This is a genomic window from Gordonia terrae (assembly GCF_051789125.1).
Lineage (GTDB): Bacteria > Actinomycetota > Actinomycetes > Mycobacteriales > Mycobacteriaceae > Gordonia > Gordonia terrae_A.
This window is the reverse complement of the sequence record NZ_CP196526.1, coordinates 1,860,134-1,884,892: the sequence shown is the minus strand read 5'-3', so window position 1 is coordinate 1,884,892 and position 24,759 is coordinate 1,860,134. Positions and strand designations below refer to the sequence as shown.

At 69.0% G+C, this 24,759-nt stretch carries 19 protein-coding genes and 1 pseudogene; 15 read left to right on the top strand and 5 right to left on the bottom strand.

The genetic code is table 11. The annotated features are described in order from the left end of the window. Positions 1-14 precede the first annotated feature (14 nt). From ACSUZC_RS08550 to ACSUZC_RS08535, 4 genes are read left to right on the top strand one after another with little or no spacing between them, the layout of a single operon-like run. Positions 15-1,469: an aldehyde dehydrogenase family protein gene (locus tag ACSUZC_RS08550; protein WP_439032408.1), complete on the top strand. Its 1,455-nt coding sequence runs from the start codon at positions 15-17 to the stop codon at positions 1,467-1,469. A gap of 37 nt (positions 1,470-1,506) precedes the next feature. Then, positions 1,507-2,901 (top strand): flavin monoamine oxidase family protein, encoded by a 1,395-nt coding sequence (locus ACSUZC_RS08545; RefSeq protein ID WP_439032407.1) that lies wholly within the window; start codon positions 1,507-1,509, stop codon positions 2,899-2,901. Positions 2,902-2,949: 48 nt separating this feature from the next. Continuing rightward, positions 2,950-3,363 (top strand): MarR family winged helix-turn-helix transcriptional regulator, encoded by a 414-nt coding sequence (locus tag ACSUZC_RS08540; protein ID WP_439032406.1) that lies wholly within the window; start codon positions 2,950-2,952, stop codon positions 3,361-3,363. A gap of 31 nt (positions 3,364-3,394) precedes the next feature. Continuing rightward, positions 3,395-3,724: a rhodanese-like domain-containing protein gene (locus ACSUZC_RS08535; RefSeq protein ID WP_439032405.1), complete on the top strand. Its 330-nt coding sequence runs from the start codon at positions 3,395-3,397 to the stop codon at positions 3,722-3,724. A 19-nt stretch (positions 3,725-3,743) separates the two neighbouring features. Here ACSUZC_RS08535 and ACSUZC_RS08530 read toward each other — a convergent pair whose 3' ends face one another. Both ACSUZC_RS08530 and ACSUZC_RS08525 read right to left on the bottom strand, forming a co-directional pair. After that, entirely contained in the window at positions 3,744-4,871 is a 1,128-nt protein-coding gene (locus ACSUZC_RS08530) for a nitronate monooxygenase (RefSeq protein WP_439032404.1), read from the bottom strand. Positions 4,872-5,006: 135 nt separating this feature from the next. Beyond that, positions 5,007-6,317 (bottom strand): NAD(P)/FAD-dependent oxidoreductase, encoded by a 1,311-nt coding sequence (locus ACSUZC_RS08525; RefSeq protein WP_439032403.1) that lies wholly within the window; start codon positions 6,315-6,317, stop codon positions 5,007-5,009. A 63-nt stretch (positions 6,318-6,380) separates the two neighbouring features. Between ACSUZC_RS08525 and ACSUZC_RS08520 the strand changes: the two genes are divergently transcribed. Genes ACSUZC_RS08520 through ACSUZC_RS08510 form a run of 3 tightly spaced genes read left to right on the top strand, consistent with a single transcriptional unit; the run spans position 6,381 to position 9,987 of the window. After that, the gene (locus ACSUZC_RS08520; protein ID WP_439032402.1) at positions 6,381-6,926 is read left to right on the top strand and encodes a 2Fe-2S iron-sulfur cluster-binding protein; all 546 of its coding nucleotides are present in this window, start codon (positions 6,381-6,383) and stop codon (positions 6,924-6,926) included. Further along, positions 6,923-7,906, top strand: coding sequence for an FAD binding domain-containing protein (locus ACSUZC_RS08515; protein WP_439032401.1), 984 nt, complete (start codon positions 6,923-6,925; stop codon positions 7,904-7,906). The genes ACSUZC_RS08520 and ACSUZC_RS08515 overlap by 4 nt, the downstream gene beginning before the upstream one ends. Beyond that, positions 7,903-9,987: a xanthine dehydrogenase family protein molybdopterin-binding subunit gene (locus tag ACSUZC_RS08510; RefSeq protein ID WP_439032400.1), complete on the top strand. Its 2,085-nt coding sequence runs from the start codon at positions 7,903-7,905 to the stop codon at positions 9,985-9,987. Before ACSUZC_RS08515 ends, ACSUZC_RS08510 begins: the two co-directional genes overlap by 4 nt. A 12-nt stretch (positions 9,988-9,999) precedes the next feature. On the opposite strand, the gene ACSUZC_RS08505 is transcribed toward ACSUZC_RS08510, so the two are convergent. Both ACSUZC_RS08505 and ACSUZC_RS08500 read right to left on the bottom strand, forming a co-directional pair. Further along, complete coding sequence (locus tag ACSUZC_RS08505; RefSeq protein ID WP_439033043.1) at positions 10,000-10,722, bottom strand: hypothetical protein; 723 nt, start codon at positions 10,720-10,722, stop codon at positions 10,000-10,002. A 167-nt stretch (positions 10,723-10,889) separates the two neighbouring features. Next, a complete protein-coding gene (locus ACSUZC_RS08500; protein WP_439032399.1) occupies positions 10,890-11,483 on the bottom strand; it encodes a nucleotidyltransferase family protein in 594 nt (197 codons plus the stop codon). A gap of 66 nt (positions 11,484-11,549) precedes the next feature. Here ACSUZC_RS08500 and uraD point away from each other — a divergent pair, with 66 nt between their 5' ends. Both uraD and uraH read left to right on the top strand, forming a co-directional pair. Further along, positions 11,550-12,053 (top strand): 2-oxo-4-hydroxy-4-carboxy-5-ureidoimidazoline decarboxylase, encoded by a 504-nt coding sequence (gene uraD / locus ACSUZC_RS08495; RefSeq protein WP_439032398.1) that lies wholly within the window; start codon positions 11,550-11,552, stop codon positions 12,051-12,053. Next, positions 12,050-12,376, top strand: coding sequence for a hydroxyisourate hydrolase (gene uraH, locus ACSUZC_RS08490; protein ID WP_439032397.1), 327 nt, complete (start codon positions 12,050-12,052; stop codon positions 12,374-12,376). The genes uraD and uraH overlap by 4 nt, the downstream gene beginning before the upstream one ends. Positions 12,377-12,410: 34 nt before the next feature. Here uraH and ACSUZC_RS08485 read toward each other — a convergent pair whose 3' ends face one another. Then, positions 12,411-15,800, bottom strand: coding sequence for a pyruvate carboxylase (locus tag ACSUZC_RS08485; protein WP_439032396.1), 3,390 nt, complete (start codon positions 15,798-15,800; stop codon positions 12,411-12,413). Between the two features lie 563 nt (positions 15,801-16,363). Here ACSUZC_RS08485 and ACSUZC_RS08480 point away from each other — a divergent pair. The 6 genes and pseudogenes from ACSUZC_RS08480 (at position 16,364) to ACSUZC_RS08455 (ending at position 24,757) form a co-directional block, all read left to right on the top strand. Then, a complete protein-coding gene (locus ACSUZC_RS08480) occupies positions 16,364-17,146 on the top strand; it encodes an SGNH/GDSL hydrolase family protein (protein WP_439032395.1) in 783 nt (260 codons plus the stop codon). Positions 17,147-17,261: 115 nt separating this feature from the next. Then, positions 17,262-18,758 (top strand): MFS transporter, encoded by a 1,497-nt coding sequence (locus ACSUZC_RS08475; protein ID WP_439032394.1) that lies wholly within the window; start codon positions 17,262-17,264, stop codon positions 18,756-18,758. 256 nt (positions 18,759-19,014) lie between these two features. Then, positions 19,015-19,857 (top strand): FAD binding domain-containing protein, encoded by an 843-nt coding sequence (locus tag ACSUZC_RS08470; RefSeq protein WP_439033042.1) that lies wholly within the window; start codon positions 19,015-19,017, stop codon positions 19,855-19,857. Next, entirely contained in the window at positions 19,854-22,646 is a 2,793-nt protein-coding gene (locus tag ACSUZC_RS08465; protein ID WP_439032393.1) for a molybdopterin-dependent oxidoreductase, read from the top strand. The genes ACSUZC_RS08470 and ACSUZC_RS08465 overlap by 4 nt, the downstream gene beginning before the upstream one ends. A 140-nt stretch (positions 22,647-22,786) precedes the next feature. Continuing rightward, positions 22,787-23,215 (top strand): DUF7144 family membrane protein, encoded by a 429-nt coding sequence (locus ACSUZC_RS08460; RefSeq protein WP_439032392.1) that lies wholly within the window; start codon positions 22,787-22,789, stop codon positions 23,213-23,215. 36 nt (positions 23,216-23,251) lie between these two features. Continuing rightward, positions 23,252-24,757, top strand: a pseudogene (locus ACSUZC_RS08455) (hypothetical protein). Positions 24,758-24,759: the final 2 nt, after the last annotated feature.

The window sequence follows — 24,759 nt, the reverse complement described above, 5'->3', positions numbered from 1 at the left end:
AAAGCGAACTCACCATGATCGACATCTCGAACCTGCACACCGGTCTGTACATCGGTGGTACCTGGCACAGTTCAGACGCCACGTTCACGACCCTCAATCCGGCGACGGGACAACCACTTGCCGAGCTCGCATCGGCCGATGCCGCCGACGTCGACACCGCGGTCACCGCCGCGCAGTCGGCTTTCCGCGGCGAGTGGGGCGCCCTCGCCCCGTCCCGTAAAGGTCTGCTGCTCAACCGGCTCGCCGACCTCGTCGAGCGAGACATCGAGCAACTCGCCGCGCTCGAGTCGCTCGACATGGGGCGGCCACTCGGCATGAGTTCGGCACTGATGATCCCGAATCTGATCGCCACCCTTCGCTACTACGCGGGGTGGGCGGACAAGATCAACGGCGAACTCATCGCCAACGACGGATACCTCGGCGGACCGGTCCCCACTCACGCATACACGCGGCGCGAACCGATCGGCGTGATCGGTGCCATCATCCCGTGGAACGCGCCGCTGATGATCCTCGGGTGGAAGCTGGCACCCGCCCTGGCCGCAGGCAACACCGTGGTCATCAAGCCTGCCGAGGACGCCTCGCTGTCGGTGCTCCGCCTCGCCGAACTCGTGGACGAGGCCGGCTTCCCGCCCGGAACGGTCAACGTGGTCACCGGCATCGGCAGTGTGGCCGGCGCCGCCCTGTCCCGCCACCCCGGGGTCAAGAAGATCTCCTTCACCGGCTCCACCGAGACCGGTCGCACGATCCTGCGTGACTCCGCGGACACGTTCCGGCGCACCGCACTCGAGTTGGGCGGCAAGGCGCCGCAGATCGTCTTCGCCGACGCCGATCTCGACGCAGCCGTCCAGGGGTGCGCGATGGGCATGTTCTTCAACCAGGGCGAGGTCTGCGCGGCGGGAACCCGCGTGCTCGCGCACCGGAAGGTCTACGACGCGATCCTCGACGGGCTCACCGGTGCCGCGCAGGCACAGGTACTCGGCGACCCGTTCGACCCGTCGACGACGATGGGGCCGCTGGTCAACGCCCGCCAGCGGGACCGGGTGCTCGCCCTCCTGGACACCGGCGTCGACGAGGGTGCCGAGGTCGTCAGCGGCGGTGCGGCACCGGACTCCGCCGGGTTCTACGTGACACCCACCGTCCTGGCCGGGCGCAACGACATGACCGTCGCCCGCGAGGAGATCTTCGGACCCGTCGGCCTGGTCATCCCGTTCGACACCGACGACGAGGCATTGGCACTGGCCAACGACAACCAGTACGGACTGTCGGCGACCGTCTGGACCACCGACCTGTCCCGCGCCCACACCGTCGCCGCGCGCATCGACGCCGGAGCGATCGGGATCAACGGCTGGTCGCCGCTGGCGCCGCAACTCCCGTGGGGTGGTGTCAAGGCGAGCGGGATCGGTCGCGAGCTCGGGTACGAGGGCATCCTCGCCTACACCGAGCCCAAGACCGTCACCGTCGTGCTCTGACACCCCGTAACCTTCCTGCCATCGTCAAGGAGCAGTCATGTCCCCCGATCCCCGACCCGCCGGCCCCGCGTCCGTTTCCCGCGCTACGGATCCCGGCCCATCACCACGTCCGTCCGTCATCGTCATCGGCGCGGGCTTCGCCGGCCTCACCGCGGCCCGCGAGCTCGAGGCCGCCGGCGTCGACGTCCGCGTCATCGAGGCACGCGAGCGCATCGGCGGGCGCGCGTGGACCGACGAACGTCTGGGCGGCCATGCCCTGGAGATGGGCGCCACCTGGGTGCACTGGATGCAACCGTTCGTCTGGACCGAGATCACCCGGTACGCGCAGACGATCTACCCCAGCCCCGACATCGAGTCGGCGTACTGGGTGAGCGAGGGCGTCGTGCACTCCGGCACCGAGCACGACCTCGACACCAAGCTGTCACGGCTGCAGGAGACCATCGTCGACGGTTCACGCGAGTTCTTCCCCTACCCTCACGACCCGCTCGCGATCCTCCGCGACCCCGACACGGATCCCGAACTGCGGGAACGCTTCCTCGCCGCCGACAAGGGCAGCGTGCTCGACTGCCTGCACAACGGCGACTTCACCCGCGAGGAGATCGACCTCGCCGACTCGTACTGGTCGGCCGGGTACCAGGGCCCGACGGCCACGGCGTCCCCGCTGATGGCCAAACACTGGGCGTCTCTGAGCGACCACCGCAGCGCTCTGATGGACGAGCAGACCCTGCGATTCAAACTCACCAACGGGATGCGAGGCCTCTACGAGGCGATCGCCGGCGACCTTCGCGGTGAGATCGTGCTCGGCACCCCGGTCCGCTCGGTGACGCACGATCCCGGCGGCGCCCGGGTGACACTGGCGACCGGCGAGGTCGTCGCGGCTGACGCGGTGATCGTCACCGCACCCATCGGCGCACTGCGCACCATCGACTTCAGCCCCGCCCTGTCGGCCGAGCAGACCGCACTCATCGCCGACGGGACCAACTCGGTGGGCTTCAAGATCTGGATCAAGGTCGCCGGTCACCACTCCGTCATCGCCGGAGCGCCCGGACAGCATCCGATCTCGCTGCTGCGCAGCGAGTACTTCCTCGACGATGAGGACGCCACGATCCTGGTGGGCTTCGGGTCCGACCACACGGCCATCGACCTCGACGACGTCGCCTCGGCGCAGAGGGCGGTCGATGTGTGGCGGAACGACCTGACGGTGATCGATTGCGGCGGTCACGACTGGGTGGCCGATCCGTGGTCCGGCCAGACCTGGGCGACGCTCAAGTCGGGTCAGTTCTTCAACGGCTGGAGTCACTTCCACGACTCCACCACGCGTCTGCACTTCGCCGGCGCCGACTTCGCGAAGGGCTGGAACGGCGTGGTCGTCGACGGCGCCATCGAATCCGGTATCACCACGGCTCGCAAGGTGATGGCGCAACTGCGGTGAACGCCCGACGCCGGTGATCTCTGTCCGGGTGGCTGTTAGCCTGCCCCCATGCCGGAGCCGCCGCCGTTCAGTCCCACCGTCACACTGCTCACGATTGGGCGCGTCTGGGAGGCCGAGCTGGCGGCGGCGCTCACACCGCTCGGCCTGACCCCGCGCAAGTACGGCCTCCTGGGCCACATCCGGGGCACGCCGGGCATCTCGTTCAGCGAGTTGGCCCGGCGCTCGCGGATCACTGTGCAGAGCGCGCACACGGCGGTCTCGGGATTCGTCGACGCCGGACTCGTCGATGACCGGACGGCACATGCCGGCGCCGCATCGGCCCTGGGTATCACCGCGGCCGGCGAGGACCTTCTGGAGCGGGCGGCCCAGCAGGTCACCCGCCTCGACGCCGAATTCGCCGAGCGCCTCCCCGGGCTCACCGCGGCACTCGCGGCGCACTTCGCGTCCGTGACCGGTACCTGACCGCCCACAACCTTCAGCTAGACTGAAGGTTGTGAAGGTTCGCCACTATCTCCGCCGTCCTCCGACCGTGCCCGCAGCCGAGGCGCTTCGCCTGGTCACCGCCGGCGCTGTCGTCGTGGATGTTCGACGCGACTTCGAATGGAACCGCGTCCACATCCCGGGTTCGGTACACATGCCTCTCGAGGTCCTTCCGCAGCGATGCGTCGAACTCCCCGAGGACACCCTGCTCATAGCGTTCTGCACCGGCGGGATCAGATCCGCCGGTGCAGCAAATCTCCTCGTGGAGAACGGCTTCGAGGCCGTCAACATGAGTGGCGGCCTCATCGGCTGGCGAGCGGCCGGCGGCGACCTCACCGAGTGAGATCGCCACCGTCGACGCCTCAGGCGTTCGCGTTGGCGAACGCGTCCAGACTGCTCGTCGCGTCGATGTACTCGGTGACCCACCGTTCGATCACCGCGGAGGTCTTCTCGACCTTGCGGAACTGACCGACCACCTGTCCCACCGGGTTGAAGGCGACGTCGATGCTCTCGTCGGGATGTTTGTGCGTGGCCGCGACCGCCATGCCGGAGACCATGTACTGCAACGGCATTCCCAGCGGATCGGGGTTGTTCGGGTCCTCCCAGGCCTCGGTCCAGTCATTGCGGAGCATGCGGCACGGCTTGCCGGTGAACGACCGGCTGCGCACGGTGTCGCGACTGGAGGCCTCGATGTAGGTCTGCTGCTGGACCGGGGTGTTCTCCGCCTCCTCGACCATCAACCACTGCGAACCACTCCACGCACCTTGCGCGCCGAGCGCCAGGGCCGCCGCGATCTGCTCACCGCTACCGATGCCACCGGCGGCCAGAACCGGCACCGGCGCAACCTCTTTGACGACCTGCGGCCACAGCACGATGGAACCCACCTCGCCGCAGTGACCGCCACCCTCGCCGCCCTGGGCGATGATGATGTCGACGCCCGCGTCGGCGTGCTTACGCGCCTGCTTCGGCGATCCGCACAGGGCAGCCACCTTGCGACCCGCGGACTGGATCTTCTCGATCATGTCGGCGGGCGGCGTGCCGAGGGCGTTCGCGATCAGGGTGACCTTGGGATGCTGGAGTGCGATCTCGACCTGCGGGGTGGCGGTGGCCTCGGTCCAGCCCAGGAGCTGCAGGGAGTTGTCGCTGTCCTCGTTGAGCGGCACGCCGTGGTCGCGCAGCAGCTTGCGACCGAAGTCGAGTGTCTCGGCGGGGACCATCGACTGCAGCAGCTTGGCGAGTTCTTCGCCCGACATGTTCGAGTCCATGCCCTCGTACTTGTTCGGGATGACGATGTCGACGCCGTAGGGACGGTCGCCGATGTGCTCGTCGATCCAGTTGAGCTCGATCTCGAGCTCCTCCGGGGTGAACCCGACCGCGCCGAGCACGCCGAATCCGCCCGCCTTGCTCACCGCGACCACCACGTCGCGGCAGTGGGTGAACGCGAAGATCGGGAACTCGATACCGAGCTCGTCACAGATCGGGGTGTGCATGGAGGACTCCTCGCCGGTCAGAATTAGAACGTGTTCTACTCTGGATACCAGGCGGGGAGGTCACGGACAAGCGTTCGAGGGAACTCGGCCGGCTCCCGGCGCCGGGAGCGAAGCGAGCGGGCCGAATCAACCCCGTCACTGCCCGTAGGGCTGCCTCGCCGTCTCCGGATCGCCGTAGGTGATCGCGCGTTCGCGCCTGCTGTCGGTGAGCAGTGTTGCGCCCCACGTCATCACGGTGCCCATCCGGTTGCGGACACCAGCCAGGAAGGCGATGTGGATGACGCCCCACGCGAGCCAGCCGAGAAAACCCGACAGCTGGAGCGGCCCCGACTGCACGATCGCGTGCCGACGCGCGATGTAGGCGGCGGTGCCCAGGTCGTGATACTTGAAGGGTGACCGGTCAGCCTGTCCGGCAACGGTTTCGGCGATGACGGCACCGGCGTGGCGGCCCCCCTGCATCGCCACTTCGGCGACACCGGGCAGATCACGGTACGAGCTCATGTCCCCGCACACGAAGACGTGCGGGTGGCCCGGCACCGAGAGATCCGCCGCGACCGGGATGCGGCCCCCGCGATCCTGCTCGACGCCCAGCGCGTTCGCGAGCGTGGTCGCGAACGGGACCGCCTCGACACCCGTCGTCCACAGGGTCGTGCGCGCGCGATAGACCTGCTTGTCCCCGTCGGCCTTGCGGGTCGTCTCGACGAAGTCCTCTCCCACACCGGTCACATGAACCCCGAGGTGGGTCTCCACCCCGAGATCGTCGAGCGTGCGCTGAGCGCTCGCCGACAACCGCCGATGAAACGACGGCAGGACCCGGTCCCCGCCGTGCAGCAGCAGAACCCGCGCCTGCGCCGGGTCGATCGCATCGAACTCGCGCTCGAGCGCCAGCGTCGCGACCTCCCGGATCTGCCCGGCGAGTTCGACCCCCGTGGGCCCTCCGCCCGCCACGGCGAACGTCAGCCACGCGCGTTGCTCGTCCGGGTCGGTGATCGTCTCGGCCATCTCGAACGCCGCCATGATCTTGCGCCGGATCGACAGGGCGTCGTCCAGGGTCTTCATCCCGGGCGCGTATGCCGCGAACTCCTCGTTGCCGCGATAGGCGGTGCGCATCCCGGCGGCGACGACGAGGTAGTCGTAGGACAGCTCAAACGACGACCCGTCGATCCGGTCGATGGTCAGTTCGCGGGCCTCGGTGTCGATGCCCGACGCCTCCCCCAGGACCACGTCGAGGTTCGGGTGCCGCCGGGTCAGGTGACGGACGGGGCTGGAGATCGCGCCCTCGGACAGCAGACCGGTGGCGCACTGGTAGAGCAGTGGCTGGAAGAGGTGACTGGTCCCGCGGTCGACGACGGTCACGTCGACCGGCTCCTTCTTGAGCCGGCGGAGGCAGTGCATGCCCGCGAATCCGGCACCGATGACAACGACTCTGGGTCTCGAGGGGGCCATTGCGCCGATTGTTCCAGACGCCGGCGTGGTTTACCCGTCCGTTGTCCGGGTACCACCCCCGCTGTGGAATCCAGGGTCTCGTTGTCCGTGAACGGTGTGCACCACGACGTCCGCGTGGACACACGCACAACCTTGCTCGACGGACTCCGTGACCGTCTGGGTATCTACTCCCCGAAGAAGGGGTGCGACCACGGCCAGTGCGGATCGTGCACCGTGCTCGTCGACGGACGCCGGGTGATCAGCTGCCTGTCGTTCGCGGTGAGCTACGAGGGTGCCGAGATCGTGACCGCCGAGGGACTCCGCGGCGACGAGGCCCCGAGCGGTGACGACGACGCCGGCGACGATCTGCACGCGCTGCACCGCGCGTTCATCGAGCAGGACGCGTTCCAGTGCGGATACTGCACTCCCGGTCAGGTGTGCTCGGCGGCGGGGATGCTGGACGAGGCACAGCGTGGCGACCCCAGCCATGTCACCGAAGAACTCGACCCGGAGGCGGACATTGATCCGCTCAGCGACGAGGAGATACGAGAACGGATGAGCGGCAACCTCTGCCGGTGTGCGGCATATCCCAACATCCTCGCCGCCATCCGTCAGGTGGCCGGCCGATGATCCCCTTCACCTACGAACGCGCCCGGGACGTGACCGGTGCCGTGGAGTTCCTCCGCGACAACCCCGGCGCCAAACTGCTCGCCGGCGGCACCAATCTCGTCGACCACATGAAGCTCGGGGTCGCCGATCCGCCTGCGCTCGTGGACATCTCCCGACTACCGCTCGACGAGATCGGCGAGAAGGCGGATGGCTCACTCCGGCTGGGGGCGACCGCGCGCAACGCCGACACTGCGGCGCATCCGCTCGTACGGCGTCGTTACCCGGTTCTCTCCCGTGCTCTGCTGTCGGGCGCGTCCCCGCAATTACGCAATCTCGCCACCAACGCCGGCAATCTGCTGCAACGGACACGCTGCGTGTACTTCCAGGACGTGACCACCCCGTGTAACAAGCGCTCCCCCGGGTCGGGCTGTTCGGCCCTCGGCGGGTACACCCGGTATCACGCCATCCTCGGCGCGTCCGAGAACTGCGTGGCGACCCATCCCTCGGACATGGCTGTCGCGCTCACCGCTCTCGATGCGCGGGTCGTCGTCCAGGGACCCGACGGCGAACGCGACTTCGAGGTACGCGCCCTCTACCGGCTGCCCGGTGAACATCCCGACCGCGACACGGTGCTCGAACCGCACGACGTGATCGTCGCGGTCGACATCCCGGCGCCGAGCCCTGGTGCCGTCTCCACGTACCGCAAGGTCCGCGATCGGGCGTCGTACGCGTTCGCGCTCGTCTCCGTCGGCGCCGAACTGACCATGAACGGCGAGGTGATCGACGACGCGCGCATCGCGTTCGGCGGAGTCGCCCACAAGCCGTGGCGCGCCGAACGCGCCGAAGACGTACTGCGCGGCAACCGCCCCTCGCCCGAATTGTTCGCCGCCGCAGCCGATGCCGAGCTGACCGACGCCCAGGTGCTCGAGGGCAACGCCTACAAGGTCCCCCTCGTCCGCCGGACGCTCGTGGCGACTCTGCGTGAGTTGAGCACACGATGAGCGCCATCGGCACCTCCCATGCGCGCATCGACGGGGTCGCCAAGGTCCGCGGCACGGCGCCTTACGCCTACGAGCACGTCTCCGATGCCGTGTACCTGTGGCCGATCACCGCGACGATCGCCCGCGGGCGGGTGACGTCGATCGACTCCGCCACAGCGCAGGCCACCGAGGGTGTGCTCCTCGTGCTCACCGCGGAGAACGCGCCACGCCTGGCCGACACCTCCGACGGCGACCTGACCATCCTGCAGTCACCGGAGGTCTCCTACCGCGGACAACTCATCGGCGCGGTGGTGGCGGAAACGCCGGAGACGGCCCGTGAGGCCGCCGGCTCGGTCACGGTGACCTACGAGCAGAGCGCCCACGACACCGAGTTCCGCACCGACCATCCCGACAGCTACCGCCCCGAGCAGGTCAACGGCGGGTTCGAACCCTCCTCGCAGGACGGCGATCCCGACCGCGTCCTGGCGACCCTCTCACCGGACGCGGCGCATGTCGACGAGTGGTACTCGACGCCGGAGGAACACAACAACCCGATGGAGCCACACACCGTCGTGGCGCGCTGGGAGCCGGACCCGGGGGTTCTCACGCTGCACGACTCGACCCAGTCGACGCAGGGCGTGGTCTCCACACTGGCACCGATTCTCGGTCTCGAGCCGGATCAGATGAGAGTTCTCGCACCACACGTCGGCGGCGGATTCGGCTCCAAGGGCTCACCGCATTCCCATGACGTGCTGGCCGCGCTCGCGGCGTTCGAGCTGCCGGGTCGGGCGATCAAGTTCGCCGTCACCCGCCAGCACATGTTCGCCTACGTCGGCCACCGTGCGCCGACCCGGTCGCACCTCCGCCTGGCCGCCGACGCCGACGGCCGGATCACGGCCCTGGTCCACGAGGCGCACACGCACAGCGCGCACGCCAAAGAGTTCGCCGAACAGGCCGCGGTGACCTCGCGCAGCATGTATTCGGCCGAGAACCGACGCACCGACCACCACGTCGTCCCCCTCGACGTCCCGGTGCCGTTCTGGATGCGTGCACCCGGCGAGGCCCCCGGGATGTTCGCCGGCGAGGTCGCGATGGACGAGCTGGCCCACGCCCTCGATCTCGATCCGATCGAGCTGCGCCTGCGCAACGAACCGCCCGAGGACCCGGAGACCGGGAAGCCGTGGTCGTCGAGGCAGCTCGTGGAGTGCCTTCGCGTGGGCGCCGAACGGTTCGGCTGGGACCGGCGACGTCCACGACCCGGTACCCACCACGACGGGCATCACCTCGTGGGCCTGGGGGTCGCGGCGTCGACGTACCCGCACATGGTCAACCCGGGCAACACGGCGTCGATCCACTTCGCCGGCGGCCGGTATTCGGTCCGGATCGCCGCCACCGACATCGGGACCGGGGCGTGGACGACCCTTCTGCTCATCGCCGCCGACGCCCTCGGGGTCTCCACCGACGTCGTCGACATCGAGATCGGGGACAGCTCCCTACCGAGCGCCACCGTCGCCGGCGGTTCGTCGGGCACCTCGTCGTGGGGTTCGGCAATCGTCACGGCAGCGCACCAGTTCCGCGCACGGTTCGGCGACGACCCACCCGAGGATGCCGAGCTCAGCGCGGACGCCGCCGACAACCCGGACCTCGACAAGGTCACCGCGGCATCGTTCGGGGCGCACTTCGTCGAGGTGCGGGTCGACGCGGACACCGGCGAGATCCGCATCCCGCGGATGCTCGGGGTCTTCTCCATCGGGCGCGCCATCAACCCGCGCACCGTGCGATCACAACTGATCGGGGGCATGACCTTCGGCATCTCGATGGCACTGCACGAGGAGAGCGTCCGCGACCACCGGTTCGGGCACATCGTCACCCAGGATCTGGCCGAATACCACATCCCGGTTCACGCCGACATCGTCGACGTCGATGCCCTCTGGCTCGACGATCCGGACGAGTACGCGACGCCCATGGGTTCGCGCGGGGCCGGTGAGATCGGCATCGTGGGCAGCGCCGCCGCGGTGGTCAACGCCATTCACAACGCCACCGGGGTGCGGGTCCGCGATCTCCCGGTCCATCTCGACGATCTGCTCGATGCGCTGCCCTGACCTCCGGTCCGCTCAACCGGCGCCCGGGTAGGCGGACCACCCGGGGACCGGTGGCATCGTGGGCCACGGATCGCTCCCCGACGTCGGCAGCCAGTGTGGCATGTCCACGGGTGTCGTTGCCGCACATGCCTTCTGGTCCGGGGTGGGCGTAGGGTACAGCGCCGCGAAATCGTATCGCGACGCGTACCACCCGCCGAAGACGTCGGCGCCGGGCAGTCGCTCGCTGCCACTGGGTGCGGGTGCGGGCTCGGTCCCGGTGCGCCGGATGTCGATCTCGACCGGCCGCGGGGTGTCGTACCCGACGGTCCAGCGATCGTTCTGAAGCACAGATCGGAAACCGTGTCGGCACAACACGATCCGCACCGACCCCTCGTCGTCGACGCGGCGCAGGCCGCGGTAGAAGGCCGTCCCCGCCTCCGGGTGAGCCGCGACATCAGCGGGATAGGCGACGACCATCTCGGCGATGTTCGACGGTGCGGCGTCGACGAAACCCGGATACCCCCAGTCGGTCGACCGCCCGGCGTTGGCCAGCTCGAAGGACTCGACGAATGCCCGGATGAACGTGCCCTCCGCCGACGTCGGGTCCAGGTCGGCGGTCGCGGTCCACCGGAACGTGGTGTCAAAGCCGGGCGGTGTGTGCGCGTCGGCGACGGCGTGCTCCCGGGCGGGGTCCTCGGGTGCCGGGGCACCGCCGCAGGCGGCGAGTCCGGCGGTGACGAGGAGCCCGGCGAGCATCACGGAGAGGCGTCGACGTCGTCCAAGCGCCACGGTGATCACCCGCTTCGGGAGTGCGGTCCGTTACCCGGCTATGTGTGCACCCTAGACATGGACGGATGTCCCACGTGCGATCACCGTGCACCGGAAAGGCGACGAGAAGGTCTCGAATCGGCTACGTCAGTCGGTCAGTCCAGGGTCGGCCGCTCGTCGATGTCGACCCCCGACGCCAGATCCCCGCACTCGATCACGGTCACGTCCCGACCGCGCAGATAGCCCTGCGCGCCCCTGTCACCCGCGAGCACGTCGAGCGCGGGACCGAAATGATCGGCACCGAGGTACACCGGATGGCCTGGCTGTCCGTCGAAGACCGCGCGTGCCAACGAATCTCGCCTGTGTCGGCCGGCCGCGACGACCCGGGCCACCACGTCGGCGCCGACATCGGGCGTGTCGACGACGTGCAGAACGACCCCGGCGGTCCCCGGACGTTCCCGTGCGTTGCGCAGCACCACCGACACCGTGGTACCGACTCCGTCGGCCCACCGGTCGACGGTCAGCACCCCGGCCCCGGCAGGCGGGTCGACGATCGCGGCTCCCATGGCCACCGCGACGTCGTCGCATCCACCGTCACGCAGCGCCACGACCGCGCGCTCGAGCCACTCTCCCCCGTGCGCCAGGATCTTCGGCTCGCCGTATCGCGTCCCGGCTCCGGCCGCGAGCACCACGCCGAGGACCCGGTCCGGTGACCGATCCCCGCATGCGGTCCCGGTGGCGTCGCTCATCGCTCCATCTTCCACTCGACGGATGTCCACGCGACGACTCGGCCCCGCTCTCCTAGGCTGGTCCCCATGCGGCTCAACCAGATGGACGACGACGCGGCCCGGTCGGCACTGCGCTCAATTTGCTCCTCGACGGGCTGGGTCGAGCGCATGCTGGGCGCGCGCCCCTTTGCCGATGAGGCCGCACTGCTCGATGCCGCCGACAGCGCACTCACCGAGCTCTCCGAGGCCGACATCGACGAGGCACTCGCCGGCCACCCGCGGATCGGCGATCGGCCGGACAACGCCTCGTCGGCGCGTGAGCAGTCCGGGGTGGCCGATGCCGCGGACTCGGTGCTCGCCGAACTCCGGGAGCGCAACGCGTCCTACGAGGAGCGGTTCGGGCATGTCTATCTGGTCTTCGCGAACGGCCGGTCCGCCGAGGACCTGCTCGCCATCCTCGACGACCGGATGACCAACGACGCCGCCACGGAGCGGCGCGTCCTGCGCGGCGAACTCGCGCAGATCAACCGCGCCCGGCTGCTCCGTATGCTGTCGACCGAGAGCATCGCCGATGAAGGGGTTCCGAGATGACCGGACTGTCCACCCACGTTCTCGACGCCACGTCGGGTTCACCCGCCGCCGGCCTCGAGGTGTCGCTTCAGGACGCATCGGGAACGCAATTGTCCACCGGCACCACCGATTCCGACGGTCGCATCGGGGCGGTGAACACCGAGACGCTCGTCCCGGGGATCTATCACCTGGTCTTCGACACCGGGAACTGGTTCGCCGACAACGACATCAAGGGTTTCTATCCCGAGATCGACATCTGCTTCGAGATCGACGACGCCGAACGCCACCACCACGTGCCGATCCTGTTGAGCCCCTTCGCCTACTCGACGTATCGCGGGAGCTGACCGGCGGCGGGGCGTCCACCCCGCCGCCGGATGCTCAGCGGATCTCGATCAGCAGGTCGCCCGGCGACACCTGGGTGACCTGTCCGATCGCCAGCCGGGCGACCTTGCCCGCCACCGGCGCGGTGATGGCCGCCTCCATCTTCATCGCCTCGATGGTGCCGATGGTGGCCCCGGCGGCGACATCGTCACCGACATCCACCGACAGCGAGACCACCCCGGCGAACGGCGCACCGACGTGGTGGGGGTTCGACCGGTCGGCCTTCTCGGCCGCCGCCACCGCCGAATCGACGGCGTGGTCGCGCACGGCGATCGGCCGCAGCTGCCCGTTGAGGACGCACATCACGGTGCGCATACCCTGGTCGTCGGGCTCGCTGATCGCCTCGAGCCCGATGAGCAGTTCGACACCCGGTTCGAGCACGACGCGATGTTCCTCGCCGTAGCGCAATCCGTAGAAGAACTGGTTGGCCGAGAGACTCGACGTGTCCCCGTAGGTCTCGTAGTGCTCCTCGAACTCCTTGGCGGGGCCGGGGAACAACAGGTGGTTGAGGCGGACCTGACGATCCCGGCCCGGCTTGTCGAGGATGGCCTCGTCATCGGCGGAGAGTGCGACGACCTCCGGTGCAGGTGCCCGGCCCTCGAGCGCGAGGGTGCGCAGGGGTTCCGGCCAGCCGCCGGGCGGGTCGCCGAGTTCGCCTCGCAGGAAGCCGATCACCGAGTCCGGGATGTCATACGACGCCGGGTCGGCCGCGAAGTCCGACGCGGTGATCCCGCGCCCGACCAGTGCGAGCGCCAGATCGCCGACGACCTTCGACGACGGCGTGACCTTGACGAGCCGGCCCAGCATCGAATCGGCTGCGGCATAGGCCTGCTCGACCGCCTCAAACCGGTTGCCCAGGCCGAGGGAGATGGCCTGCTGACGCAGATTCGACAGCTGACCGCCCGGGATCTCGTGCGAGTAGACGCGGCCGGTCGGCGCCGGTAGTCCGGACTCGAACGGGGCGTACACCTTGCGCAGCGCCTCCCAGTACGGCTCCAGATCGCACACGCGGGCGAGGTCGATCCCGCTGTCGCGCTCGGTGTGCGCGGTCGCGGCCACGATCGCCGACAACGCGGGCTGGCTCGTGGTGCCCGCCAGCGCGGCACTGGCGCCGTCTACCGCATCCGCCCCGGCCTGCCATGCGGCCATGTATGTCGCGAGCTGGCCGCCCGGGGTGTCGTGGGTGTGCACATGGATCGGCAGGTCGAACTCGCGGCGCAGAGCCGAGACCAGCGTCGTCGCCGCCGGGGCCCGCAGCAGGCCGGCCATGTCCTTGATGGCGATGACGTGCGCGCCTGCGGAGACGATCTGCTCGGCCAGACGCAGGTAGTAGTCGAGGGTGTAGAGGTCCTCGGCCGGATTCGACAGGTCCCCGGTGTAACTCATCGCCACCTCGGCGACCGCCGTGCCGGTCTCCCGCACCGCGTCGATCGCCGGGCGCATCGCCTCGATGTTGTTGAGCGCGTCGAAGATACGGAAGATGTCGATACCCACGTCGGTCGCCTCGGACACGAACGCGGTCGTCACCTTCGTCGGATACGGCGTGTAACCCACGGTGTTGGCGCCGCGCAGCAGCATCTGCAGACAGATGTTGGGGATCGCTTCGCGCAACTGGGCCAGCCGATCCCAGGGGTCTTCCTTCAGAAAGCGCAGTGCCACATCGTAGGTCGCGCCGCCCCAGCATTCGACGGAGAGCAGCTCCGGAGTCAGCGCGGCGACGTACGGCGCAACGTTGAGCAGTCCGTTGGTGCGCACACGCGTCGCGAGCAGCGACTGGTGGGCATCGCGGAACGTCGTGTCGGTGATGCCCAGGCGCGGATTCTCCCGCAGGTCGCGTGCGAACCCCTCCGGGCCGAGCTCCAGCAGACGCTGCCGCGAACCATTCGGCGGTGAGGCGAGCACCGAGCGTTCGACGGTGGGCAGCTTGTCGCGCGGGTACACCGTCGTCGGCCGCTCACCGTGCGGCTTGTTGACCGTGACATCGGCGAGGAAGGACAGGATGCGCGAGCCCCGGTCCGCAGACGAGCGCGAGGTCAGCAGCTCCGGCCGCTCGTCGATGAAGGACGTGGTGACGCGTCCCGCGCGGAAGTCGGGATCGTCGAGGACCGCCTGTAGGAACGGGATGTTCGTCGCGACGCCGCGGATGCGGAACTCGGCGACAGCGCGCCGCGCACGACGCATCGCGGTCGGGAAATCCCTTCCGCGACAGGTGAGTTTGACCAGCATCGAGTCGAAGTGACCGCTGACCTCGGCGCCCAGGGTGGCGCCCCCGTCCAGCCGCACGCCCGCGCCCCCCGGGCTGCGGTACGCGGTGATCCGCCCGACGTCGGGCCGGAAACCGTTCGCGGGATCCTCGGTGGTGATGCGGCACTGCAGGGCGGCTCCACGGATGCGGATCATGTCCTGACTCAGGCCCAGGTCGTCGAGCGACTCACCCGCGGCGATCCGCAGCTGTGAACTCACGAGGTCTACGTCGGTGATTTCCTCGGTCACCGTGTGCTCGACCTGGATGCGCGGATTCATCTCGATGAAGACGTGCCGGCCCTGCTCGTCGAGCAGGAACTCCACCGTGCCCGCACACGAGTAGCCGATGTGGCGGGCGAAGGCGACGGCGTCGGCGCAGATCCGCTCACGCAACTCATCGGAGAGGTTCGGGGCCGGGGCCAGCTCGATCACCTTCTGGTGCCGGCGCTGGAGGCTGCAGTCCCGCTCGTAGAGATGGATGACGTTGCCCTGGGTGTCGGCGAGGATCTGGACCTCGATGTGACGCGGGTTGACCACGGCCTGCTCGAGGAACACCGTCGCGTCGCCGAACGCGGCCTCGGCCTCGCGGGAGGCCGCCGCGATCGCCTCGGCGAGGTCGGCACGGTCGTCCACGCGGCGCATGCCGCGCCCACCACCGCCTGCGACCGCCTTCACGAAGACCGGGAACTGCATGTCCTCGGCGGCGGCGAGCAACTCGTCGAGATCCGACGACGGTTCCGAGCTGGCGAGAACCGGGATTCCGGCCGCTTTCGCCGCGGCCACCGCCGTCGCCTTGTTGCCGGTCATCTCCAGGATGTCGGCGCTCGGACCGACGAAGGTGATCCCGGCCTCCGCGCACGCCGCGGCCAGGCCCTGGTTCTCGGACAGGAATCCGTATCCGGGGTAGATCGCGTCGGCGCCGCAACGGACGGCCGCACTGACGACCTCGTCCACGGACAGGTAGGCCCGGACCGGATGTCCCGGTACACCGATCTGGTAGGACTCGTCGGCCTTGAGCCGATGCACGGAGTTGCGGTCCTCGTACGGGAAGATCGCAACCGTCCGCGCTCCGAGCTCGTAGGCGGCGCGGAACGCACGGATGGCGATCTCCCCGCGGTTGGCGACCAGAACCTTGTCGAACATCGTGGTGTTCTCTTTCTCTCACGCCTGCGCCGGTCCGGCGCGTGCTCAGCGATTCGCACAATCGCGGTGGAGATCGCGCGAACAAACCTTCCGAAATCCCGGAGCCGGCGCTCTGTGTATGACGCCGAAACCATCGTGTCCCGAACAGTTCAAGTCGTGATCCTACTCACCGCGAACCGCCTATCGGCGGCCCCCTCACACCCTCGTCGAGACCTCCGTCAACCCAGTACGCGAAACCCATTCCGAACAACGACCGGCGCGTGGGACACCCTCGGCCGACTATGTGCTCCGACTTCGAAACAGACTGGCGGACAACTTATGTGACATTCATGTCGGCTGTATTGAGAAATACTCTCACCGCCGAATCGGCGAAGAGAGATCGTGTCGGACAATCGGCGAGAATGCCGATCGATCGCTCCGTCGGAGCCGACCGATCGCTCTGTTTCCCAACACCTGCGAGAGCATCCGCACAACCACGGGACTCTGATACGGAAGGCACGCTTTGTCTCTGTCGACTCCCCGCCGCTAGCGTCGGCGTCAGATCACTACAGGAGGACCGCACCGTGGGCTTCACCCGCTTCGTCGCACTGGGAGATTCGTTCACCGAGGGCGTCGGCGACCCGGACCCCTCGCGTCCGAACGGTCTCCGCGGATGGGCCGACCGCGTCGCCGAGCAACTGGCCGCGGCGGGCGAGCGGAACGGGGAGACGGTGACCTACGCCAACCTCGCGATCCGCGGTCGGCTTCTCGACGAGGTCCTCGCCGAGCAACTCGAGCCCGCGATCGCGCTGAACCCGGACCTCGTCACGATCTACGCCGGCGGCAACGACCTGATGCGACCCGCGCTGGACATCGACGCGCTGATGGAGCGTTACGACGCCGCCCTGGGCCGGCTCACCGCGACGGGCGCGACGGTCGTGGTGTTCACCGCCTACGACACCGGGTGGGCGCCGGTCTTCCGCATGCTCCGCGGCCGCATCGCCGTCTACAACGAACTGTTGCGAGCGGTCGCCGACCGGCACGGGGTCGTCATCTGTGACTTCTGGCGCATGCCCGGATACGACGACTACCGCATGTGGGACACCGACCGACTGCACATGTCACCACTGGGACACACACGCATGGCGGCGCACGTCCTCGACCTCCTGGGCGTCGAGCACGGAATCACCCCGCACGATCTGGCCGAGGCGGCCGTGGCGACACGGCGGGAACGGCGCCGCCAGGACTCCGAGTGGGCGAGGACGTTTCTCGGGCCGTGGCTGATGCGGCGCATCCGCGGTGTGTCGTCCGGCGACGGACTCACACCCCGATGGCCGGAACCGATCGGAGCGGCCGACCTGCGGTGAGCCCGGGACGGGCACCAGGCGTCCGGACGCGGACGTCCTCGCCGACAGCCGCCGCGATACCCTGGTCGTTCGGAGGTGTTGAGTACATGACGATCGCGACCAGTCGGATGCCGGCGTGACCAGCCGGACGGACGCCGACGGTACGACGGACAACACTCCCGATCTCCCTCCCGCGGAATCCGCCGGCGAGAAGCCCCACCCGCGCCTTGCGGTGTCGATCCTCTGCCTGGCCGGGATCGTCGTGGCACTGATGCAGACGATCATCGTGCCCCTGATCCCCCAGCTGCCGGCACTCCTGCACGCGGACGCCTCCGACACCACCTGGGCCATCACCATCACCCTGCTCCTCGGCGCAGTCGCGACGCCCATCGGCGGACGAATCGGCGACATGTACGGCAAACGCCTCGCGATCCTCGTCAGCCTCGGCTTCGTCGCGATCGGATCGGTCGCCTGCGCCGTCGCGACCTCCCTGCCGTTGTTCATCATCGGACGTGGCCTGCAAGGGCTGGGCTTCGGCATCGTGGCGCTGGGCATCAGCGTCATGCGCGACATCGTGCCGCCCCGGCACCTCGGGTCGTCGGTGGGCACGATGAGCGCGTCACTCGGCATCGGCGGCGCGCTCGGACTCCCGGTCGCCGCGCTCATCGCGCAGCACGTCAGCTGGCACGCGCTGTTCTGGTCGTGTGCCGCTGCCGCGACCCTCGCCGCAGTCGGCGTCACGCTGACGGTGCGATCCACCGCGAAACCGTCGGGCGGGCGATTCGACGCCCTCGGTGCCATCGGCCTGACCATCGTTCTCGTCTGCCTCCTGCTCCCGCTGTCGAAGGGCGCCGAGTGGGGTTGGACGAATCCGCTCACCCTCTCCATGTTCGCCGGGTTCGTGGTCTTCCTGGCTGTGTGGGTCCTCACCGAACTCCGCCTCGAGAACCCGCTCATCGATCTCCGCATCCTCGGCGAACGCCCGCTCCTGCTGACCAACCTCGCGTCCATCGCGACCGGGTTCGCCTTCTACGCCATGCAGCTGATCCCGATCCAGCTCCTGATGGCACCGACGAACAGCCAGGACGGCTTCGGCTACGACATGGTGCACGCCAGTCTCGTACTCGCGCCGAGCGGACTGGTGATGTTCGCGTTCTCGCACATCAGCGGACGCATCAACGCCGTCTTCGGGGCGCGCATCTCACTCGCCGTCGGCGCGGTCATCATCGGGGCCGGTTACATCGTGTTCATCGTGGGCCTCACCGGCCCGTGGGCCCTGACCTGGATTCACATGGTCGTCATCGCCTGCTGCATCGGTGCAGGACTCGGCATCGCCTACTCCGCGATGCCCGCCCTGATCATGCAATCGGTGAGCGTGGAGCAGACCGGTGAATCCAACGGCGTGAACGCTCTCATGCGGATCATCGGGACATCGACGGCGGCCGCCGCGGCCGGCATGCTGCTCACGTGGTCGATGGTCGCGGTCACCACCTCCGACGGGTCGGTGGTGGACGTCCCCACCTCCGACGGGTACCTCTGGGCATCAGGCATCGCGCTGGTCATGTGCGTCGTCGCCGCCGTCGTCGCCTTCGCGATACCCGCACGCGGACGGAGCACCGAAACCCCGGTGTGACAGGGCACCTCGCTCGGCCGGTGCGTCACGTGCGTCGAGATGCGGACCACCGCCGATGCACGTAACGTGACGCCGTGCCGCCACCGACGCCCGGAATCGTGATCCGCATTCCGCGGCGCCAGCACCCAATCGGCTCGATCCCACACGGCGACGCCACCCGCCTCGTACGGTGGGACCACTCGCCCCAGCCAGACATCCCACAGCCGCTCACCGCCGTCGCCTTCGCGCACCGACGCCTTCTCGACAGGGCACGATGATGGACCTCACCGCCGTCTCCCACTATCGCTTCGCCCGTTCACGCGACGAGGTGTTCCCGGCACCGGGCGAGCAGCTCGTCGCCGGCGGTACCTGGGTGTTCTCGGAACCGCAACCGGCGACGACGGGCCTCGTCGACCTCAGCGAGATGGGTTGGGCGCCCGTCGAAGACCTCCCCGGCGGTGGCCTCCGAATCGCCGCGACCTGCACGATCGCACACCTGGTCGCGCTCGGTCCCCGGCCTGGTTTCCACGCGCATCCGCTGTTCGCACAGTGCGCGAACGCGCTTCTGGCGTCGTTCAAGATCTGGAACATGGCGACCGTCGGTGGCAACATCTGCCGGTCGTTCGCCGCCGCGTCCATGGTCTCCCTGGCGACCGCGCTGGATGCGACCGCGCACATCTGGAGCCCCGACGGCACCGACCGGGACCTACCCGTCGCCGAACTCGTGATCGGCAACGGCATCAACATCCTGGGCCCGGGAGAAGTGCTGCGCGCCATCGACTTCCCCGGCCACGCCCTGCGGGCGCGTACCGGGTTCCGCAAGATCGCGCTCGCCGAACTCGGACGGTCGGGCGCCGTGGTCACCGGGCGTGTCGACGAGGACGGTTCCACCGTCTTCGGCATCACCGCCGCCACCGAGTGGCCGACGGTACTGAGATACCCGGCTGCACCGTCGCGTGAGGTGTTGCACGACGACATCACCGCGGCCAGTGGCTATTACACCGATCCGCTCGGGTCAGCCGACTGGCGGCGCGGGGTGTCGGCGGTCCTCGCCGAGGAGATCCGGATCGAGTTGGCGCAGACGACGGGAGTCGACATGGGGTTCGGGGTCGGCGCATGAGATTCGACGTCAACGGCGAGCAGGTGGACGCCGAACCCGTTGCCGGACAATGCCTTCGGATGTTGTTGCGTGAGCACGCCCACTTCGAGGTGAAGAAGGGCTGCGACGCCGGCGACTGTGGTGCGTGCTCGGTACTCGTCGACGGCGAACCCGTGCATTCGTGCATCTACCCGGCGCAACGCATCGCGGGCCGCTCGGTGACGACCGTCGCGGGGCTCGGCACTCCCGACGACCTGCATCCCGTGCAGCAGTCGTTCGTCGACAACTTCGGGTTCCAGTGCGGCTTCTGCACCGCGGGCATGATCGTGACGGCGTCGACCGTCACCGCCGACCACCTCGACGACCTGCCCCGTCGGATGAAGGGAAACCTGTGCCGCTGCACGGGATATCGCGCCATCCGGGACGCGATCACCTCGGCCGCGGGTACGGCGGGGGTGGGTACAACGGGGGCGCCGCCTGCACCGGCCGCCGAGACACCGCGAGCGCTGGTCGGCACGTCGGTGAACCCCCTCGCGGCCCGTCGCGTCGTGACAGGTACCGAGCCCTACACCTTCGACGTCCCCACCCCCGGAACGCTGACCATCCACGTGCTCGGATCTCCGCACGCGCACGCCCGTATCACCGCTATCGACACCACCGCGGCCGGCGCACTGCCCGGCGTCGAACTGATCCTCACCCACGAGAACGTCTCGACGCGAAGGTTTTCGACAGGTCGTCACGAGAGCCGGCTCGAAGACCCCGACGACACCCTGATCTTCGACCCCGTGGTCCGCTTCGCCGGACAGCGGGTCGCCGCCGTCGTCGCCACCTCCCCGGCGGTGGCCGACCAGGCGCTGGCGCTCCTCGACGTCACCTACGAGGTGCTGCCCGCGGTGTTCGACCCGGAGGCCGCCCGCAGCCCCGGTGCCCCCGTGATCCACCCCGATCGCACCCCGGAAGACCGGGTTGCCGAGGCGGCGCGCAACGTCGTCGTCACGTTCCACGAGGGCTTCGGAGGAGACGCCGACGCCGCCCTGGCCGCGTCCGCGGTAACCGTGCACGGCACCTGGAAGAGCAACCGGGTCTCGCACGCGCAGTTGGAGACCCACGGCTCGATCGGCTGGATGGACGAGCAGGGACGTCTCGTCATCCGGACCAGCACGCAGGTCCCGTTCCTGGTACGCAACGAGCTCGCGCTGCTGTTCGACCTGCCCCCGGACCGCGTCCGGGTCTTCAGCGCCCGCGTGGGCGGCGGATTCGGCGGCAAGCAGGAGATGCTGACCGAGGATCTCGTCGCGCTCGCCGTGCTGCGTACCGGGCGACCGTGCGCGTACGAGATGACGCGGACCGAGGAGCTGACCCGGACCACGTACCGTCACCCGATGCGCGTCACCGTGGACGCCGGCGCGGACGCCGACGGCCGGCTCACCGCGCTGCGGGTGGACCTGCTGTCGGACACCGGCGCCTACGGCAACCACGCGATCGGCGTCATGTTCCATGCCTGCGCGGAGTCGGTCTCGGTGTACAACTGCCCGGTGAAACGGCTCGACGCCGAGGTCGTGTACACCAACAACCCACCGTCGGGCGCGTTCCGCGGATACGGACTCGGCCAGGTGGTCTTCGCGGTCGAGAGCGCGATGGACGAGCTCGCGCTCCGTCTCGGCATCGACCCGTTCGAATTCCGCCGACGCAATGCCGTCGCCGACGGCGATCCCCTGCTCATCGCGCGGGCCGAACCCGAGGTCGACCTGGTCTACGGCAGCTATGGTCTCGATCAGTGCCTCGACCTGGCCGAGCAGGCACTCCGCCGGGGTAACGGGATCACCGCCCCGCCGGGCGACCGCTGGCGGGTCGGCGAGGGAATGTCCATCGCCGCCATCGCCACCATGGCACCCCGCGGGCATCTGTCGAACGTCACCGTCGCCGTCGACGCCGCCGGCACCTACCACGTCGGGGTCGGCACGGCCGAGTTCGGCAACGGCACCACGACGGTGCACGCGCAGATCGTCGCGACCGCCCTGTCGACGGGCATCGAACGGGTCTCCCTGTGGCACGGCGACACCGACGCCGCCTCCCATGACACCGGCGCCTTCGCATCGGCAGGCACCACCGTGGCGGGCAAGGCCGTCCATGGTGCGTGCCTCGCACTCCGGGACGCACTCGTCGCCGCCGCGAGTCGGCTCACCGGAACGCCCGCCGACCAGATCGCCCTCGGCCCCGACGGTGCCGTGGTCGCCGGCGGGGCCGTCGGCTTCGCCGACCTCATCGGTTCGGTCGACCCACGTCACCGCATCGACCACCCGGCCGGTCCACGCGCCGTCGCGGCCGGCGAGGAACGCGGTGAGATGCGGTCGATCGCCTTCAACGTGCAGGCGTTCCGCGTCGCCGTCGACACCGAGACCGGCACCGTTGCCGTCCTCCAGTCGGTGCATGCCGCCGACGCGGGCACCGTGATGAACCCCGAGCAGTGCCGCGGACAGGTGGAAGGCGGTGTCGCACAAGGGATCGGCACCGCGCTGTACGAAGAGGTGATGATCGACGACCGCGGCGTGCCGGTGACCAACGTGTTCCGTACCTACCGCGTGCCACAGATGGCCGACATCCCCGTCACCGAGGTCTACTTCGCCGACACAGCGGACGAGCTGGGCCCCTTCGGCGCCAAATCGATGAGCGAGTCGCCGTACAACCCGGTGGCGCCGGCCCTGGCCAACGCCATCCGGCGGGCCATCGGCGAACGCCCCTACGAGACACCGATGTCCCGCGACCGGCTCTGGCGGCTCTGTCGATCCCACGCCGACCCCATCCGTTAGCCAGGCGAATCATCATGCGCCACACCGGCCGTGGTCACCGGTGTGGTCAAATCTGGGCCTCGCCATCCGACAACCCTTGCGACCTGATGTGACGTAGCACACACTGTCTCTGGCAGAACTGTCCAGAGAAGGGCTTCGTCATGACTCACACCGCTCCGGCCGACCAGGGACATCCCACACCGGCACGACAAGGTTTCGCCGCGGGAACATCGATAGCGGCCGCGATCATCCTCACCGTGGTGGGAGTCGTCCAACTCGCCCAGGGGATCGCGGCGGTGGCCGAGGACGAGGTGTTCGTCCGCGGCCTGGAGTACGTCTACAAACTCGACTTCTCCACGTGGGGCTGGATTCACATCGTCCTGGGCGTCGTGATGGTGATCGTCGGCATCGCGTTGATGAACGGTGCCACCTGGGCGCGGTTCACCGCGATCGCGATAGCCGGGCTGTCCATCATCGCCAACTTCCTGTGGCTGCCCTACTACCCGTGGTGGTCCGTGTTGATCATCGCCCTGGACGTCGTGGTGATCTGGGCCGTCTCGACCTGGCAACCCAAGGCCGAGTACCGCTGAGCCGCCGACCGCCGGCCGCCCGACCCCGGTGTCGAGATGTCCACGGACAGCAGTGCGCACGAGGTTCCGGCCGGCGCAGGGCTCTCCGAGGCGGAACGGAACGAGCTCGAACATCTGCGCGCCGAGGTGGCGCGGCTGCGCTCGGTGGGTGACGCTCCGGCGACGCCGGTCACCGGCCTGCGGTGGCGCTGGTTCGCCGTCGGGCTCCTCTGCGTGCTCGTGGCACTCCTCGCCATCACCTCGGTGACGTCGCGGTTCGTCCGTGGCGAGATCCTCGACACCGACCGCTATGTCAGCACCGTCGCAACGCTGGCGGGCGATCCGGCTGTGCAAGCCGAGATCTCGTCCACGATCACCGACGAGATCTTCACCCGCATCGATGTCGAAGGGCTGACCGCCACAGCCCTCGCCGCACTGACGGACGCGGTGCCCGCAACCGCCGAAGCACCACGCGTCGACCGGGCCGTCGACGGCCTCGCACCGGTGCTGGCCGGTCAGGCCCGTGGCTTCGTAGGCCAGACCGTGTCGACGTTCGTCGCCTCCGATCAGTTCGAAACCCTGTGGCTCCAGGCGAATCGGGCGGCACACCGCGCGCTGGTCGCCGTCGCGACCGGTGATGCCGGGCCGTCTTCGGTCACCGTCGACGACTCCGGAACAGTCGCCATCTCGCTGGGGACCGTGATCGACAACGTCAAGGATCGGCTGCTCGCACAAGGTTTCACCTTCGCCGAGCGGCTCCCGGCGGTGGACAAGCAGTTCGTGCTGTTCCGCTCCCCCTAACTCGTCCGGGCCCAGCGGGCCGTCTCCGCACTCGACACCGCAGCCGATGTCCTGCCGTGGCTGACGATCGCGCTGGCTCTCGCCGCCATCGGCATCGCCCCCCGGGGCAGGCGCCTGCGGGCGCTGTCGCTCGCGGGACTCTCCCTCGTGCTCGGCATGCTCGTCCTGGCGATCGCGCTCGTGATCGGACGGGCGCTCTACCTCGACGCGGTACCCGCCGACGTGCTAGCCCCGGACGCCGCGGCAGCCCTCATCGACACCGTCCTCGATCCGCTGCGACTGGCGTTGCGCGCCGTCGCCGTCCTCGGGCTCGTCGTCGCTCTGGCGGCCTACCTCACCGGCGGCTCGGCATCCGCCGCCGCGGTCCGCCGCGGCGTCTCCCAAGGACTCGACGCCCTACAGCGCGCACGCCGCACACGCCCACCGAATGCGTTCGAGGAGAGCCTCTTCCGCGCTCGGATCGCGTTGCGGAGCGGCATCGTCGGCGTCGCCGCGCTGCTCCTCGTCTTCTGGAGCTACCCGACCGGACTGGTCGTGGTGCTCGTCGCGCTCATCGGCCTCCTCGCCCTGCTGGCACTGGAAGTCGTGATCCGGCCGGCCCGTGCGTGGGCCGAGGACCACACGCCCCCGGCCGCCCAGCACGACGCACTCGACACCGATCCGCCCGCTGAGGCCGACACACCTGCGGCCACCGCCTCGCCTGGGGCCGCCTCGCCTGGGGCCGACTCCGGCGAGACGCCGACCCCGGCGGCGGCCCCGTAGAC

What these genes read in the sequence shown, in the direction of transcription:
- ACSUZC_RS08460 (WP_439032392.1), top strand. Translation starts at nt 22,787, where the DNA reads ATGACTCACACCGCTCCGGCCGACCAGGGACATCCCACACCGGCACGA.
- ACSUZC_RS08540 (WP_439032406.1), top strand. Translation starts at nt 2,950, where the DNA reads ATGCCGGAGCCGCCGCCGTTCAGTCCCACCGTCACACTGCTCACGATT.
- ACSUZC_RS08545 (WP_439032407.1), top strand. Translation starts at nt 1,507, where the DNA reads ATGTCCCCCGATCCCCGACCCGCCGGCCCCGCGTCCGTTTCCCGCGCT.
- ACSUZC_RS08525 (WP_439032403.1), bottom strand. Translation starts at nt 6,317, where the DNA reads ATGGCCCCCTCGAGACCCAGAGTCGTTGTCATCGGTGCCGGATTCGCG.
- ACSUZC_RS08500 (WP_439032399.1), bottom strand. Translation starts at nt 11,483, where the DNA reads ATGAGCGACGCCACCGGGACCGCATGCGGGGATCGGTCACCGGACCGG.
- ACSUZC_RS08510 (WP_439032400.1), top strand. Translation starts at nt 7,903, where the DNA reads ATGAGCGCCATCGGCACCTCCCATGCGCGCATCGACGGGGTCGCCAAG.
- ACSUZC_RS08505 (WP_439033043.1), bottom strand. Translation starts at nt 10,722, where the DNA reads ATGCTCGCCGGGCTCCTCGTCACCGCCGGACTCGCCGCCTGCGGCGGT.
- uraD (WP_439032398.1), top strand. Translation starts at nt 11,550, where the DNA reads ATGCGGCTCAACCAGATGGACGACGACGCGGCCCGGTCGGCACTGCGC.
- ACSUZC_RS08485 (WP_439032396.1), bottom strand. Translation starts at nt 15,800, where the DNA reads ATGTTCGACAAGGTTCTGGTCGCCAACCGCGGGGAGATCGCCATCCGT.
- ACSUZC_RS08550 (WP_439032408.1), top strand. Translation starts at nt 15, where the DNA reads ATGATCGACATCTCGAACCTGCACACCGGTCTGTACATCGGTGGTACC.
- ACSUZC_RS08465 (WP_439032393.1), top strand. Translation starts at nt 19,854, where the DNA reads ATGAGATTCGACGTCAACGGCGAGCAGGTGGACGCCGAACCCGTTGCC.
- uraH (WP_439032397.1), top strand. Translation starts at nt 12,050, where the DNA reads ATGACCGGACTGTCCACCCACGTTCTCGACGCCACGTCGGGTTCACCC.
- ACSUZC_RS08530 (WP_439032404.1), bottom strand. Translation starts at nt 4,871, where the DNA reads ATGCACACCCCGATCTGTGACGAGCTCGGTATCGAGTTCCCGATCTTC.
- ACSUZC_RS08515 (WP_439032401.1), top strand. Translation starts at nt 6,923, where the DNA reads ATGATCCCCTTCACCTACGAACGCGCCCGGGACGTGACCGGTGCCGTG.
- ACSUZC_RS08470 (WP_439033042.1), top strand. Translation starts at nt 19,015, where the DNA reads ATGGACCTCACCGCCGTCTCCCACTATCGCTTCGCCCGTTCACGCGAC.